Below are 15999 nucleotides of genomic sequence, written 5' to 3' on the forward strand. Positions count from 1 at the left end.
ACGTGCAATGCGCATCCTGATCCTCGGCGCCGGCGGTACCGGCGGTTACTTCGGTGGCCGCCTGGCCCAGGCCGGCGTGGACGTGACCTTCCTCGTGCGCCCCGCGCGCGCCGCGCAGCTGGACCATGATGGCCTGGTCATCCGCAGCCCACTGGGTGATGCGCGTTTCCCGGTTCAGCACGTCACTGCTGATGCACTGCCCGCACTGGCCGCGCAGAAGCCCTTCGACCTGGTCATCCTCAGCTGCAAGGCCTACGACCTGGACAGTTCGATCGATGCCATCGCCCCGGCAGTCGGCGCGAACACCACCGTGCTGCCGATCCTCAACGGCCTGCACCACTACAACGCACTGGATCTGCGCTTTGGCCGCGACGCCGTGCTCGGCGGCCTGTGCTTCATCAGCGCCACCAAGGCGCCCGATGGCGCGGTGCTGCATCTGGGCAAGCCGGCCAAGCTCACCTTCGGCGAGCGCGACGGCGGCGCGATCTCCGCGCGCGTGCGCGCCTTCGCTGCGGTCTGCGCGAAGGCCAACCTTGATCACCTGGCCAGCGAGCGCATCGGCCAGGAACAGTGGATCAAGTACACCTTCCTGACCGCGCTGGCCGCAGCCACCTGCCTGCTGCGTGCGGATATCGGCACCATCGTCGCCACCGATGATGGCGAGGCGATCGTACGTGGCCTTTACGACGAGTGCCTGGCCGTCGCCGAAGCCGCCGGTGAACCGGTTCCGGAGGCAGCGCAGGACACTGCGCGCGGCACGCTGACCCAGGCCGGCTCGGCGTTGAAGGCCTCGATGCTGCGTGATCTGGAGGCCGGCCAGCAGGTGGAGGCCGAACAGATTGTTGGCGACATGCTGGTGCGTGCGCGCAGGGCTGATCAGGAAGCCCTGCTGCTGCAGGTTGCCTACAGCAGCCTGCAGGCCTACCAGGCACTGCGGGTCGCGTGAGTCCCGCCTTGCAGGCCAGCCCATTGCCCGCGCGGGTACTGGTTCTCGGGCTGGGCTGGAGCGGACGCGTGCTGGCCGCGCAGCTGCAGGCGCATGGCGTAGGCGTGGCCGGCACGGTGCGCGATCCCTCGTTCGCGCCGGACGATGGCCTGCCACGGCATCAGCTGCACGCCGACACGCCACCGTCGCCTGCCCTGCTCGATGAGATCGCGCAGGCCGATGCCGTGCTGTGCAGCGTGCCGCCCGACGCGGAGGGCGACCCGGCACTGCGCCTGCTGCTGCCCGCGCTGCAGGCCAGCCCGGCATTGCGCTGGGTCGGCTATCTGTCGTCGACCTCGGTGTATGCCGACCGCGCCGGCGGTTGGATCGACGAGCGCAGCGCGGCCGACGCCACTGAAGCGGCTGGTGTGCAGCGCCTGCTCGCGGAAGCCCAGTGGCGTGCACTGGCCGGACAACGCAGCATCGCCTCGGCGGTGTTCCGCCTGCCCGGCCTGTACGGGCCGGGTCGCAATGCGCTGGTGCAGTTGGCGCAGGGGCGTGCGCGCCACGTGGTTCGCCCGGGCCAGGTGTTCAACCGACTGCACGTGGATGACCTGGCAACCGTCATCATCGCCGCAATGCGGCGACCTGCCCGGCAGGGTCTCTACCTGCCCAGCGACGACGAGCCTGCACCGCCGCAGGATGTGCTGGCCTTCGCCGCGAAGCTGGGCGGGTTTGCGCTGCCGCCCGCCGTGGCCTGGGATGACCCGGCACTGAGCCCGACGCTGCGGCGCTTCTACGAGAGCAACAAGCGCATCGACAGCCGTGGCACGCGTGAAGCATTGGGCTGGGAGCCGAGGTTCCCCAGCTACCGTGAGGGCCTGCGCGACCTGCTCCGGTAGTGCCGGCCGCTGGCCGGCAATCAAGATGTGCTGCCGGCCAGCGGCCGGCACTACCATCAACCCGCGTCGGGCAGGCGGAAGAACGCGCGGGCGGCCGCCGTGGCATTGGCCGCGGTCACCGCAACGTCCTCGCCACGGTCACGTGCCAGCTCTTCCACGATGTGCGACAGGAACATCGGCTCGTTGCGCCGGTCCTTCGGCATCGGCTTCAACGTGCGCGGCAGCAGGTACGGCGCGTCGGTCTCGATCATCAGGCGGTTGGCCGGGATGCTCTTCACCAGTTCGCGCAGGTGCGCGCCACGGCGTTCGTCGCACAGCCAACCGGTGATGCCGATGTACCAGTCCTGGTCCAGGTAATCGAACAGCTCATCGCGTTCGCCGGTGAAGCAATGCACCACCGCCGGGCCGATGCGACCTTCGAAGTTCTTCATCTGTGCCATGAAGTCGGCATGCGCATCACGCTGGTGCAGGAACAGCGGCTTGCCATTGTCCGCAGCCAGCTGCAGCTGGCGCTCGAACGCGCGGTGCTGCGCCGGGCGCGGCGAGAAGTCACGGAAGTAGTCCAGCCCGCACTCCCCCACCGCCACCACTTCCGGATGCGCGTGCAGCGCGCGCATCTCGGCATCGCATTCCTCGGTGTATTCCACCGCGTGGTGCGGGTGCACGCCGGCGGTGGCGTACAGGAAGCCGGGGTGCTGCTGGGCCAGCTGCAACGCCAACGGCGAGTGCTCGCGGCTGGCGCCGGTGATGACCATCTGCACCACGCCGGCCTGGCGCGCGCGGTCCAGCACGGCATCGCGGTCGCGGTCGAAGGAGTCGTGGGTCAGGTTGGCGCCGATATCGATCAGGAGCATGGTCATCGCGGGGGAAAAGTGCCCGCGCATTGTACCTGCGCCCGCCGTGCCCCCTTATCCTTTGCACATGAACGCCCCGCTCTTCCCGATTTCCCCGCTGCTGCCGCAGATCCAGCAACACCTGGCCGCGCAGCAGCGACTGGTGCTGGAGGCCCCGCCCGGTGCCGGCAAGACCACCCAGGTGCCACTGGCACTGCTCGACGCACCGTGGCTGCAGGGCCGCAAGATCATCCTGCTGGAACCACGGCGGGTCGCCGCCCGCAGCGCCGCGCTGTTCATGGCGCGGCAGCTGGGCGAGGAGGTCGGTGGCACGGTCGGCTACCGCATCCGCTTCGAAAACAAGGTTTCGGCGCGCACGCGCATCGAGGTCGTCACCGAAGGCATCCTGACCCGCATGCTGCAGGACGACCCGATGCTGGAAGAGGTCGGTGCGATCCTGTTCGACGAGTTCCACGAGCGCCATCTCAGCGGCGACCTCGGCCTGGCGCTGGCGCTGGATGTGCAGGCGCAGCTGCGCGATGACCTGCGCCTGGTGGTGATGTCGGCCACGCTGGACGGCGAGCGGCTGGCACGTTTTCTCGATGCGCCGCGGCTGAGCAGCGAGGGCCGCAGCTACCCGGTGGCGATCAGCCATTTCCCGGCGCGCCGCGATGAGGCGCTGGAACTGCAAGTGCGCCGCGCGGTGCAGCAGGCCCTGGCCGAGCACCCCGGTGACCTGCTGGTGTTCCTGCCCGGCCAGCGCGAGATCGCGCGGGTGCAGGCGGGCCTGCAGGAATCGCTAAATGGCGATGTCGAAGTCCTGGCGCTGCACGGTGAACTGCCCGTGGAACAACAGGCGCGCGTACTTCAGGTGGCCAGCGATGGCCGCCGGCGCGTGGTGCTGGCGACCAACGTCGCCGAGTCGTCGGTGACGTTGCCCGGCGTGCGCGTGGTGATCGACAGCGGCCAGGCACGCGAACCGCGCTACGACCCCAACAGTGGGTTCACCCGGCTGGACGTGATGGCCATCGCGCAGGCATCGGCCGACCAGCGCGCGGGCCGCGCCGGCCGCGTCGCCGAGGGCGTGGCCTGGCGGCTGTGGCCACAGTCGCAGCGGCTGGAACCGCAGCGCCGCGCCGAAATCGACCAGGTGGAACTGGCCGGACTGGCACTGGAACTGGCGGCCTGGGGCAGCAGCGATCTGCGCTTCCTCGATCCGCCACCGGCCGGCCCGATGGGTGCCGCGCGCGAACTGCTGCAGCGGCTCGGCGCCCTGTCCAGCAGTGGCGCGATCACCGAACTGGGCCGGCGTGTGCTGGCGCTGGGCACGCATCCACGGATGGCGGCGATGCTGCTGGCAGCGCCCGATGCCCGCGCCCAGGCGCTGGCTGCCGACCTGGCCGCGCTGCTGGAGGCGCGCGACCCGTTGCGCCAGGGCGGCGACGCGCTGGCGGCCCGCTGGCGCGCACTGGCCGCGTTCCGCAATGGCCGCACACCGGGCGATGCCAACCGCAGCGGGCTGGCCGCGATCGATGCCGCCGCCAAGCAGTGGCGTCGCCGCCTGCGCTGCGAAGCCACGCCGCCGGCCAGCATCGAGGCCCATGAGCTGGGCGACCTGCTCGCTCATGCCTTCCCTGACCGGATTGGCTTCCAGCATCCCAGCGATCCTCTGCGCTACCTGCTGGCCAATGGCCGCAGCGCGCGCCTGCACGAGCTGAGCGACCTGCGCGGTGAGCCGTGGCTGGTGGCCAGCGAACTGCGCTTCGAGGCGCGCGATGCACTGCTGCTGCGTGCCGCACCGGTGGACGAGGATCGGCTGCGCAAGGCGTGGCCGGATCGCTTCGTCACCGAAGACGTAGTGCGCTGGGACAGCGAGCGACGCGCCCTGGTGGCACTGCGCGAGACCCGTTTCGACCGCATCGTGCTGGACAGCCGCTCGGCCGGCCGGGTCGATCCGCAGCACGCCGCGCAGGCACTGACCGATGCGGTAGCCGAACTCGGCCTGCAGGCCTTGCCGTGGACCGAAGGCCTGCGCCAGTGGCAGGCGCGCGTCGAGTCACTGCGGCGCTGGATGCCGGAGCTCGGCCTGCCCGACTGCAGCGACGCGGCCCTGCTGGCCAACCTCACGCAGTGGCTGCAACCCGCGTTCGCCGGCAAGAGCCGCCTGGACGCGCTGGATGAGGCCAGTTTCGGCGAGGCACTGAAGTCGCCGCTGGAATGGTCACAACGGCAGCTGGTCGAGCGCAATGCGCCGACCCGCATCACCGTGCCGTCCGGGCTGGAGCGGCCGATCACCTACGCGTTGGACAGCGAGAGTGGTGATCCGCTGCCGCCGGTGCTGGCGGTGAAACTGCAGGAACTGTTCGGCCTGGCCGACACGCCGCGCATCGCCGATGGCCGCGTGCCGCTGACCCTGCACCTGCTCTCCCCCGGCGGCCGCCCGCTGCAGGTCACCCAGGACCTGCGCAACTTCTGGGAAAACACCTACGCCGAAGTGAAAAAGGAAATGAAGGGCCGTTACCCGCGCCATCCATGGCCGGATGATCCGTGGACAGCCACGGCCACGCACCGGGCAAAGCCGCGCGGAACCTGAGGGCGGGGTCGGATCCCATTGCATCGCAGTGGGCTCTGACCCCATACACCGCGCCGGGGTCAGAGCCCTTTCCCAAAAGAAAGGGATCCGCCCCACCCTGCCTGATCCTGAATGGCTGCGGTAGAGTCACGCCACGTGCGTCCCCGGCTGACATACCGTTTACGGGCAACGCGCGACACTGGACTTCGACCCGAGGCAAAGGACCCCCGCATGAGCAAGCTGACCGTAATCACCGACCGCGCCCTGGAGCGCGCCCTGGAGCTGGCCCACACCGCCGGCGATGGCCTGAAGAGCGCCGGTGGCAGCCTGCGCAATGCGGACTGGATCAAGACCGGCGCCGCCATCGGCGCAGTGAAGACCGGCGGCAAGGCCGCGACCAAGTTCGTGCGCCGCAATCCGGCCGTGGCCGTGGCCGCTGCTGCGGTGGGTGTTGGCCTGCTCGGCTATGCGCTGTACCGCAAGCAGCAGAAGAAGAAGGTCGCCAATGGCCACGTGGTGAATGGGCAGGCGCAGCGCATCAGCGCGCGTGACCGCCGCAACGACACCGTCGTGGACGAGCACAGCGATATCGGCAGCGACGCGTGAATCTGCCAGGGTCGGATCCCTTCCGCGGGAAGGGCTCTGACCGCAAGGCACTGCATGAGGGCCGGACGCCGCAAGGCCTCCGGCCCTTTCTGTTTCAACCGATCTGCCGCCACTGCCCGGGCTGCAGGTCCTCCAGCCGGTACGGTCCCATCGACACCCGCACCAGCCGCAACGTCGGCAGGTTCACCGCTGCAGTCATCCGCCGCACCTGGCGGTTGCGGCCCTCGCGGATCGTGATCGCCAGCCAGCTGTCCGGCACGGTCTTGCGGAAACGTACCGGCGGATCGCGCGTCCACAGCGTCGGCGCCGGGTCGAGGCGCTCGATCTTCGCCGGCAGGGTCGGTCCATCGTTGAGCACAACGCCATCGCGCAGCTGTTGCAGCTGCTCGTCACCGGGCGTGCCTTCCACCTGCACCCAGTAGGTCTTGTCGGCCTTGCGCCTGGGGTCGGTGAGCTTGTGCGCCAGCGTGCCGTTGTCGGTCAGCAGCAGCAGGCCCTCGCTGTCATGGTCCAGGCGGCCGGCGGCATACACGCGCGGCGGCAGGCCGAACCCGGCCAGGGTCGGCCGCGGCGGCACGCTGCGGTCGGTGAACTGGCAGAGCACGTTGAAGGGCTTGTTGAAGGCGATCAGCATTGCAGGCACGGCGGGCGGCGGGTAAGACATTGTCCCACGCCGCGCCACGCACCACGTCCCTGTGGAGCCGAGCAAGGGCCCGGCCCCACCACGTCAACACGCGCACGGCATGCGACGTGCCCTTACGGCTTGATGAAACGCAGGGTCATGCGGTCGCTTTCGCCGATCGCCTGGTACTTCGCATCATCGGCCTTGTCGTGCTGGTTGGTCGGCGGCAGCGTCCACACGCCATTGGGGTGGTCCTTGGTGTCGCGCGGGTTGGCGTTGACCTCGCTGCGCGCGTCCAGCTTGAAGCCGGCGGCCTCGGCCATTGCGATCACCTGCTGCTGGCCAACATAGCCGGTGTCATCGTCGTCGGCCACGTCGGCCTCGGCGCGATGCTCGACCACACCCAGCACGCCACCCGGCTTGAGCACGTTGAAGAAGCCCTGGAACATGCCCTGCGCCTGGCCGGCCTTGCGCCAGTTGTGCACGTTGCGGAAGGTCAGCACCACGTCGGCTGAGTTGGCCGGGCCGAACACCGGCTTGGCCGGATCGTAGGCGACCACGGCGGTCCTGCCGAACTGCGCGGGTGCACCGGCGTACTTCTTTTCCAGGCTGTCGCGGCTGCGCTGCTGGTAGTCGCGGCCGCGACCCTCGGGCACCGCCATCGGATCGACCACGGCAGCCACATAGTGGCCCTTGTCATGCAGCAGCGGCGCCAGGATCTCCGAGTACCAGCCGTTGCCGGGGGTGATCTCGATGACGGTCTTTTCCGGTGCCACCTTGAAGAACGACAGCGTCTGCGCCGGATGGCGGAAGCCATCGCGCTTGACGTTGTTGGCATCGCGGGTGGACGCCTTCACCGCCGCGTCGATGGCCGGCAAGACCTCGATCTTCGCCGGTGCCACCGTGGCCGGTGCGGCGAACGCGGGAACAGCAGCAAGCAGGGCCGAAGCGAGCAGCAGGCGGCAACCACGCAGGGACGAAGCAGGCATCATCGGGACGACTCCAGCGGAAGATGCGGCGAGACTAGCAGTCGCAGCGTCCCAGGTGTTCACAAAACGTTAGCGGCGTGCGCGTCGCGGAACACTGTTTTGTGGTCGTCGCCGCAGCACGGTCACACATCGCGTTCTATTCTGGAACACTTCCCCCAAGGAGTCCGTGCCCATGACGGCAACCCGCGAACTGGGCCGTTCCGGCCTGCATGTACGTCCGCTCGCCTTCGGTGGCAACGTGTTCGGCTGGAGCGCCGATGAGAAGGCCAGCTTCGCCCTGCTCGATGCCTTCGTCGATGCCGGCTTCAACCTGGTCGACACCGCCGACGTTTACTCGGCCTGGGTGCCGGGCAATTCGGGCGGGGAATCGGAAACGCTGATCGGCAAGTGGTTCGCCCGCAGCGGCAAGCGCGACAAGGTGGTGCTGGCGACCAAGGTGGCCAAGTGGGCCGAACGCCCCGGCCTGACCCCGGACAACATCAATGCGGCGGTCGAGGATTCGCTGCGCCGGCTGCAGACCGACGTGATCGATCTGTACCAGGCCCACGAGGATGACGAGTCGACGCCGCTGGAAGCCACGCTGGCCGCGTTCGGCCGCCTGATCGAGGCCGGCAAGGTGCGTGCGATCGGTGCTTCCAACTACAGCGCCACGCGCCTGGCCGATGCGCTGAAGGTGTCCACCGACTACAAGTTGCCGCGTTACGAAACCCTGCAGCCGGAGTACAACCTGTACGACCGCGCCGGCTACGAAAAGGAACTGGAACCGCTGGTGCAGCGCGAGCAGATCGGCGTGATCGGCTACTACGCGCTGGCCAGTGGCTTCCTCAGCGGCAAGTACCGCACGCCGGCCGATGCGGCCAAGAGTCCGGCACGTGGCGAGACGGTAGTGAAGCGCTATCTGAACCCGCGCGGCCTGCGCATCCTGCAAGCGCTGGATGACGTAGCCAGCAAGCACAGCGCCAGCGCCGCGCAGATCGCACTGGCCTGGCAGATCGCGCGGCCGTCGATCACCGCGCCGATCGTCAGCGCTACCAGCGTCGAACAGCTGCACGACCTGCTGGCCGCAGCCAACGTATCGCTGAGCGTGCAGGATGTCGCGCAGCTGGATGCCGCCAGCGCCGAATCATGAGACCCGGTTGTGCCGGCCGCTGGCCGGCATGACACGTACATCGAAGAAAATAATTCAACAAAATGGTTGCACGCGACTAAATCGTGGTTTATCGTGCGCACCTCGTTTCAACACCCACTGGAAACTTCCCTTGAACGCGCATTCCGTCGCCATCGCCAAACTGCTGCCATGCCTGCGCATGGACCGGCCGGCGCGCGCGTTCGGCAAGGAAGACCAGCTGACAACGGCCTGATACCCGCCCTGCGGAGATCGGCCACCCCGATCTCCGAGGCCTGACGACGCCCTCGGAACGCAAGTCCCGGGGGCGTTTTCGTTTGCGTCGGCACAAGGACCCGCGATGCCAGAACTGCACCCCCCGCGGCAACCCGCCGCTCACTGATCCAGGTTTTTCTGCCGTGCCGGAGGATTTTCTCCGCGTGCATGGCAACGCCTGGACATTATCTGCATCGCACCCAAACATTATCGCTCGTCGATAATGTCGGTGGCCTGCACCCTCGACTACCAACGGTCCCGTTTCAACCACGGGCTGGTGCGCGCGGCGTTGCCGTGGCGTATGCCGGAGGTCGCGGACATGCCATCGCCTGGATCGCCTGCTGGAGGCAGGCGCCGGTTCGCCGGTACGCGGTTCGATTCCGCGCGGTTCACCACTGGATAGCTCAGTCGGGTAGAGCAACGGATCCTGATTCCGTCTGTCGTGGGTTCGACTCCCACTCCAACCACATGACCTGTCACGTCATGACTTGAAGCAACACCCGGGGCGCAAGCCCCAGCGGCCATCGTCGCCGTCCACGGTCACTGCCCTCGGGCGGGGCGTGGAAGGCAACGGACCGCACGCCGGGCCTCGGCCCGCCGTCACTGCCAGCCACGTTCCGCCCCGGTGCTGCCTGCCGGGAACGACGATGGCAGCACTGCCGGTGCACCGAAGGCTCCGCGCGCGGACCGTCCGCCGATGGCCGCCCTCTTCCGCTGCCTGCACGTGGTGTGCAGGCGGCCTCGCCACGACCTGATCGACCCGGGTCATGGCGATTCATCTGCAACGGGTCGAACCACCAGAGCCATACAAGGAGAGACTCCCATGTTCTGGACCATCAAGGTCGTGATCGGCGACGGCGAGCGCGGCCTGGTGTATCGCAACCGTCGTTTCCAGCAGATCCTGCTGCCCGGCGTGCACCGCCTGTCGCCGTTCGGCGGCCGCCCGCACGTGGACATCCACACTGCATCGAAGGGCACGGCCTACACCGGCAGCGACCAGGACAGCCTGATCGAGGCACTGGGCGCGCGGTTGGACACGCACTTCGTGCTGGCCAACGTCGGCGCCAGCGAAGTTGGCCTGTTGCTGCGCAATGGCCGCATCGATGAAGTGCTTCCGCCGGGCAGCCGTCGCCTGTACTGGCGCGGTTCGGTCGACACCCAGGTGCGCGTGATGGCGCTAGGTGACGAGCCGCGCATTCCGGCGGACGTGCAGCAGCGGCTGGGCCAGCTGGGCGTGCTGCCGCGTGTGGCGGTGATCAGCACCGTGCCGAGCGAGTCGGTGGGCCTGCTGTTCATCGATGGCACGCTGCGGCAGACCCTGGACGCCGGCCTGCACGCGTTCTGGAACTTCAACGGCAACGTGTCGGTGGAGCGTGTGGAGCTGCGTGCGCGTTCGCTGGACGTATCCGGCCAGGAGCTGCTCAGCCGCGACAAGGTGACCCTGCGGGTGAACCTGGCCGCGACCGTGCAGGTGGTCGACCCGGTGCGCGCACACCGCTCGCTCAGCAATGCTGATGAGTTCATCTATCGTCAGCTGCAGTTCGGCCTGCGCCAGGCGATTGCCGCGCGCAGCCTGGACGAGCTGCTGGGTGACAAGGCGGCACTGGACGGTGAGATCGCCGCCCATGTGCAGGCCGCGATCGAGGGCCACGGTGTACGTCTGCTTGGCGTGGGCATCAAGGACGTGATCCTGCCGGGCGAGATGAAGGAGATTCTCAACGGCGTGGTGCTGGCCGAGAAGCAGGCCCAGGCCAGCGTGATCCGCCGCCGCGAGGAGGCCAATGCCACCCGTTCGCAGCTCAACACCGCAAAGCTGATCGAGGACAACCCGGTGTTGATGCGCCTGAAGGAGCTGGAGGCGCTGGAGAAGGTCACCGAGAAGATCGACAAGCTCACCGTGTTCGGCGGCCTGGACGGCGTGCTGAAGCAGCTGGTGACGATCAGGTAGGGGGTCGCGGTGGCGCAGGGACGCGCCGCCGGCCCATCAGGGACATACACGAAGACATGGACACTCAACACAATTATCAATGGCTGCATGCCGAGGGCAGCACGCCGATCAAGGGCTGGGTCAACGGCGTGCCACTGGAGGCGCAGGCGCATGAGCAGCTGCGCAACATCGCCGCGATCCCGTTCGTCGGGCCGTGGGTGGCGGTGATGCCGGACGTGCACCTGGGCAAGGGCGCGACCGTCGGCTCGGTGATCCCGACCCGCGGTGCGATCATCCCGGCCGCAGTCGGCGTCGACATCGGCTGCGGCATGGCGGCCGTGCGCACCACGCTGCGCGCCAACGACCTGCCCGATGACCTGCGGCAGCTGCGCAACAGCATCGAGCGCAGCATCCCGGTCGGCAACGGGCGCGGCGGCGAGCATCAGCGCATGCCCGACAGCATCCATACCCGGCTGGTGCAGTCCGGGCTGGCCGCCGGCCTGGAGAAGATCAAGGACAGGCACCGCAGGATCCGCACCGACAAGCTCGACCGCCAGCTCGGTACGCTGGGTGGCGGCAACCACTTCATCGAACTGTGCCTGGACGAGACGGATACGGTGTGGGTGATGCTGCACAGCGGGTCGCGCGGTACCGGCAACCTGATCGGTACCTACTTCATCGAGAAGGCGCGCGAGGAACTGGCCCGGCGCGTGCTGGGCTTCCACCTGCCGGACAAGGACCTGGCGTTCTTCATGGAAGGCGAGCCGCTGTTCGATGACTACGTCGAAGCCGTGTCGTGGGCACAGGACTACGCCCGGCAGAACCGCGAGGCGATGATGTCGCGCGTGCTGGCCGAGATGCGCCACCGGCTGCCGAAGTTCCAGCTGGCGGCGATGGCAGTGAACTGCCACCACAACTACGTGCAGAAGGAAACGCACCACGGCCAGGAACTGCTGGTGACGCGCAAGGGGGCCGTCAGTGCCCGCGAGGGTGAGCTGGGCATCATTCCCGGCAGCATGGGCACGCGCAGCTACATCGTGCGTGGCAAGGGCAACGCGGACAGCTTCCACAGCTGCAGCCACGGTGCCGGCCGGGTGATGAGCCGTGGCGCCGCGCGCCAGCAGATCACGCTGGCCCAGCATCGCGAGGCCACCGCGCATGTGGAATGCCGCAAGGACAGCGGCGTGCTGGACGAGTCACCGGCCGCGTACAAGTCGATCGACGATGTGATGGCCGCGCAGCTGGACCTGGTCGACGTGGTGCACACGCTGCGCCAGGTGTTGTGCGTGAAGGGGTAATGGAGCGGTGCCGGCCAAGGCCGGCACCCACCGCACCCAATTGCAGTAGATCCACGCCATGCGTGGAGGGAACGGCGCCGACCAGGGTCGGCCTCTACCTGTGCAACGTTCAGCGCACGACGCTGTCTTCGGCCACCAGCGCGTGGTGCACGCCGATGCCCGCGCGCACGCCTTCGGCCATGGCCAGGGTGATGTTGCCGACCGTGGTCGCATCGCCTGCGGCGTACACGTTAGGCACCGAGGTCTGCTTCATCATGTCGACCTCGATCAGCTCGCCCAGCGGGCTCTCGGCCAATGTGCAGCCCAGCTGCTGCACCAGCGGTGTGGCCATCACCTGGGTGGCCGGCACGAACAGCGCCCGCTGGGTGATGCGGCGGCCATCGGCCAGCTCCACTTCCAGCCAGGTCGGCTGGTCGCCCTGCACGCCCAGCACCGGCGACGTCTCGATCCGCACGCCACGCTGCTGCATGGCAGCCCGTTCCTCATCGGTGATCGGCAGGCCCTGGCTGAAGAAGGTGACATTGCCCCAGTCGGCAAACAGCGGCGCCTTGCTGGCGGACATCGGATGCCCGCCAAGCAGCCCGATGGCGCCACCGCCCACTTCGTAACCGTGGCAATAGGGGCAGTGCAGCACGGTGCTGCCCCAGCGCTCGGCCAGCCCGGGCAGCTCCGGCAGCTGGTCGGCGATACCGCTTGCCAGCAGCAGCTTGCGCGCGGCGAGCACCTGCCCATCGGCGGTTCGCACTTCCACACCCTCTGCGCCGGCGGTGGCCTGCACTGCCTCGGCATGCACCCAGCGCACGCTGGGGTAGTCCAGCAGCTGCTGGCGCGCGGCCTTCAGCAGCTCGGCACCGCTGATGCCATCCAGCCCCAGCACCCCGTGCGAATGGCTGGCGAAACGATTGCGCGGCAAACCGGCGTCGATGACGGTGACCGGGCGGCGGGCACGGGCCAGGATCAGGCCCGCAGCAATGCCGGCATAACTGCCGCCGACGATGAGCACATCAGGATTCATGGTGACCTTCCAGGGAGCGGTGATGGGCGAGGTGGCGGGCGAAGTCGGCGCCGAGCTTGTCCAGTGTGGTCGCCCGCAGGCGCTGTTCGAGCAAGCGCTGTGCTTCGCGTGCACCCTCCAGCAAAGCGCTGTTGACCAGCTGCTGGATCGGGCAGCCGCCGCCGGAATCGCGGGCGCCGACCTGCACCAGCGGTGGTGCGCCCACAGCCAGATAGATGTCATGCAGGGTGATCGTTGCAGCATCACGGGCCAGGTGGCTGCCACCGCCATGGCCACGGGCGCTGCGAACCAGGCCCGCCCTGTGCAGCTGCGCCAGCAGACGGCGGATCACCACCGGATGGGTCGGCAGGCAGGACGCCAGCTGCTCGGAGGTGCGCGGGCCGTCCTGGCCGACCAGATGCGCCATCACGTGCAGGGCGTCGGAGAGCGGGTTCGCGGTCTTCATGTAACTACGATAGTTACATTTATATCCCCTGTCCAGGGTCCACATTTGTTCCATACGGACACATTTGTCCTATGAAACAGTTCCTTCACATCACTAAACGAAACGCTAATGTGATTTACGTCGCACTTCAGCGGGAGCTTGGCGGGTCGATACCGCAATGCCCCTTCCCGAGAGTGCTTCCCCATGAATGCGTCTGTCCGTGCTCCGCGCCTGCAGTCCAAGCTGCTCGGCGCGGTGTCTGTTGGCTTGGCCGTGGTCCTGCTGTGCGCGCTGGCTGGCCTGGCCTCCGCCTGGTTCAAGTTGTCCACCGAGGTTCCGCCCGAAGTCACGCACAGCCGCGACGCCGAACGCCTGCAGCGTGAGTTCCGCGGCCAGGTGCAGGAATGGAAGAACGTGCTGCTGCGTGGTCACGACGACGCGTTGCGTCAGCGCCATCTGGACGCCTTCGACAACGAAGGCCGCCTGGTCGAACGGCTGGCCAAGGGCCTGGTGACCAGCCCGGACGCGCGCACGCGTGAACTGGCGCAGGCGTTCATCGGCCTGCACGCGCAGCTGCAGCAGGACTATCACGCGGCGCTGCAGGCATTTGCCGCGGCCGGCTACGATCCCGCCGCCGGCGACACCCTCGTGCGCGGCAAGGACCGCGCGGTGGCGACCGCACTGGATGCATTGAGCACGCATGCCACGCAGGTGGCCGAAGCGGCGCTGGCGGCGCGTTCGCAGCAGGCGCGGCAGACCCTGCTGCTGTGCGCGTCACTGACGGTGCTGGCCGCCGTGCTGTTGCTGATCGGCTTGGCCTGGTGGCTGCGGCGCGCGGTGGTGCAGCCGGTACTGGCGGTGGAAGCCGCTGCACGCGCAGTGGCTGCCGGCGACCTGCAGCACGTGGTGCAGGTGCGCAGCCGCGACGAGATCGGACGCCTCGCCCAGGCGATGCAGGCGTTGCAGTCCACGCTGCGCGGCGTGCTGGATGCACAGGCCGCGATGGCCCAGGCGCACGAGGCCGGCACGATCAGCCATCGCATGGACGCCGCTGCCTTCCCCGGCGCGTTCGGCACCATGGTGGCCGACTGCAACACGCTGGTCGACGCGCACATCCGGGTGAAGATGCGCGCGATCTCGATCATGGGCCGCTACGCCGTCGGCGACCTCAGCCAGGACATGGAACGCCTGCCCGGCGAGAAGGCAGTGATCACCGAAGCGCTGGATGCGGTCAAGCACAACCTCGGTGCGATCAACGGCGAAATCCGCCGCCTGGCCGAAGCGGCGGCCGCCGGTGACTTCAGCCAGCGCGGCGACAGCGCGCGCTTCGAGCATGACTTCCGCGCGATGGTCGATGGCCTGAACCGCCTGATGCAGACCACAGAACTGAACCTGGGCGAAGTCTCAACGATGCTGCGCGCGATCGCCGATGGCCGCCTCGGTGCACGCATGCACGGTGATTTCCAGGGTGTGTTCGCGCGTATCGCCGGCGATGCCAATACCACCGCCACGCAGCTGGCGACCATCGTCAACGACATCAAGCACGCCTCCGGCAACATCCACACCGCCGCCGCGGAGATCGCCGCCGGCAACAATGACCTGTCGCGCCGTACCGAGCAGCAGGCCGCCAATCTGGAAGAGACCGCGGCATCCATGGAAGAGCTGACCTCCACCGTGCGCCAGAACGCCGAACACGCGCGCCAGGCCAACCAGCTGGCGATCGGTGCACAGGGTGTCGCCTCACACGGTGGCAGCGTGGTCGGGCAGGTGGTGGCGACCATGGGTGCGATCGAAACGTCGTCGCGGCAGATCGCCGAGATCATCAGCGTGATCGATGGCATCGCGTTCCAGACCAACATCCTGGCGCTGAACGCTGCGGTGGAAGCGGCACGCGCCGGTGAGCAGGGCCGCGGATTCGCGGTTGTCGCCAGCGAAGTGCGCACCCTGGCGCAGCGCTCTGCGGCGGCGGCAAAGGAGATCAAATCGCTGATCGAGGCGTCGGTGGAACAGGTCGGTGAGGGTGCGCAGCGCGTGCGCGAGGCCGGTGACACCATGGCCGAGATCGTCGCCTCGGTGCAGCGCGTGACCGACATCATGGCCGAGATCTCTGCGGCGTCGCAGGAGCAGAGCGCAGGCATCGAACAGGTCAGCCAGACGGTGATCCAGATGGACGGCACCACCCAGCAGAACGCCGCGCTGGTGGAAGAAGCCAGCGCCGCGGCGCGCAGCCTGGAACAGCAGGCGAACCGGTTGATCGATGCGGTCGATGTGTTCGATCTGTCGGCCACGGCGACAGCGAAGGAGGCGTTGGCGCGCGCGGCCTGAGGGATCCGGTTGCCGGCCAGCGGCCGGCACCACCGTGGAGCGCGGACTGGGGTAGTGCCGGCCGCTGGCCGGCAGCGTCCAACGCTACATGGGTGGCGGCATGAACAGTGCGGACCAACGTTCCGCACTCATTACGGCCTGTGGTCGTACACGGCAGTGCAATGCACCGTTGCCGGCATG

The 15999-nt window shown here is 68.2% G+C and carries 13 protein-coding genes and 1 tRNA gene; 9 read left to right on the plus strand and 5 right to left on the minus strand.

Features of this window, described 5'->3' with window-relative positions:
• Positions 1-7 precede the first annotated feature (7 nt).
• A complete protein-coding gene (gene panE, locus AC10QF_RS04185) occupies positions 8-946 on the plus strand; it encodes a 2-dehydropantoate 2-reductase (protein WP_005420228.1) in 939 nt (312 codons plus the stop codon).
• Positions 943-1827 (plus strand): NAD-dependent epimerase/dehydratase family protein, encoded by an 885-nt coding sequence (locus AC10QF_RS04190; RefSeq protein WP_111175985.1) that lies wholly within the window; start codon positions 943-945, stop codon positions 1825-1827. Before panE ends, AC10QF_RS04190 begins: the two co-directional genes overlap by 4 nt.
• 56 nt (positions 1828-1883) lie before the next feature.
• Here AC10QF_RS04190 and AC10QF_RS04195 read toward each other — a convergent pair whose 3' ends face one another.
• Positions 1884-2681, minus strand: coding sequence for a TatD family hydrolase (locus AC10QF_RS04195; protein ID WP_076739713.1), 798 nt, complete (start codon positions 2679-2681; stop codon positions 1884-1886).
• Positions 2682-2748: 67 nt separating this feature from the next.
• On the opposite strand from AC10QF_RS04195, the gene hrpB reads away from it, so the two are divergent.
• Positions 2749-5253: an ATP-dependent helicase HrpB gene (gene hrpB, locus AC10QF_RS04200; protein WP_494541799.1), complete on the plus strand. Its 2505-nt coding sequence runs from the start codon at positions 2749-2751 to the stop codon at positions 5251-5253.
• Between the two features lie 210 nt (positions 5254-5463).
• Positions 5464-5838: a hypothetical protein gene (locus AC10QF_RS04205; RefSeq protein WP_111175989.1), complete on the plus strand. Its 375-nt coding sequence runs from the start codon at positions 5464-5466 to the stop codon at positions 5836-5838.
• A 94-nt stretch (positions 5839-5932) separates the two neighbouring features.
• Here AC10QF_RS04205 and AC10QF_RS04210 read toward each other — a convergent pair whose 3' ends face one another.
• Both AC10QF_RS04210 and AC10QF_RS04215 read right to left on the minus strand, forming a co-directional pair.
• Positions 5933-6472 carry a pseudouridine synthase gene (locus AC10QF_RS04210; protein WP_111175991.1) on the minus strand — a complete coding sequence of 180 codons (540 nt, stop codon included), beginning with the start codon at positions 6470-6472 and terminating at the stop codon, positions 5933-5935.
• A gap of 122 nt (positions 6473-6594) precedes the next feature.
• A complete protein-coding gene (locus AC10QF_RS04215; protein ID WP_069138836.1) occupies positions 6595-7452 on the minus strand; it encodes a class I SAM-dependent methyltransferase in 858 nt (285 codons plus the stop codon).
• A 169-nt stretch (positions 7453-7621) separates the two neighbouring features.
• On the opposite strand from AC10QF_RS04215, the gene AC10QF_RS04220 reads away from it, so the two are divergent.
• The 4 genes from AC10QF_RS04220 (at position 7622) to AC10QF_RS04235 (ending at position 12055) form a co-directional block, all read left to right on the plus strand.
• Positions 7622-8578 (plus strand): aldo/keto reductase, encoded by a 957-nt coding sequence (locus AC10QF_RS04220; protein ID WP_053496774.1) that lies wholly within the window; start codon positions 7622-7624, stop codon positions 8576-8578.
• 648 nt (positions 8579-9226) lie between these two features.
• Positions 9227-9297 (plus strand) — tRNA-Gln (locus AC10QF_RS04225).
• 356 nt (positions 9298-9653) lie between these two features.
• Positions 9654-10778: a slipin family protein gene (locus AC10QF_RS04230; protein WP_111175993.1), complete on the plus strand. Its 1125-nt coding sequence runs from the start codon at positions 9654-9656 to the stop codon at positions 10776-10778.
• A 56-nt stretch (positions 10779-10834) separates the two neighbouring features.
• The gene (locus AC10QF_RS04235; protein WP_005420260.1) at positions 10835-12055 is read left to right on the plus strand and encodes an RtcB family protein; all 1221 of its coding nucleotides are present in this window, start codon (positions 10835-10837) and stop codon (positions 12053-12055) included.
• A gap of 109 nt (positions 12056-12164) precedes the next feature.
• Here the strand turns inward: AC10QF_RS04235 and AC10QF_RS04240 are convergent, their stop codons facing one another.
• On the minus strand, positions 12165-13070 hold the full coding sequence (locus AC10QF_RS04240) for an NAD(P)/FAD-dependent oxidoreductase (protein ID WP_494541800.1): 906 nt from the start codon (positions 13068-13070) through the stop codon (positions 12165-12167).
• Positions 13060-13515: an Rrf2 family transcriptional regulator gene (locus tag AC10QF_RS04245; protein WP_065177851.1), complete on the minus strand. Its 456-nt coding sequence runs from the start codon at positions 13513-13515 to the stop codon at positions 13060-13062. The genes AC10QF_RS04240 and AC10QF_RS04245 overlap by 11 nt, the downstream gene beginning before the upstream one ends.
• A gap of 183 nt (positions 13516-13698) precedes the next feature.
• On the opposite strand from AC10QF_RS04245, the gene AC10QF_RS04250 reads away from it, so the two are divergent.
• Positions 13699-15819, plus strand: coding sequence for a methyl-accepting chemotaxis protein (locus AC10QF_RS04250; RefSeq protein WP_494541801.1), 2121 nt, complete (start codon positions 13699-13701; stop codon positions 15817-15819).
• Positions 15820-15999 lie beyond the last annotated feature (180 nt).

It is taken from the genome of Stenotrophomonas maltophilia complex sp. Om-AH-Sm3, from assembly GCF_059337855.1.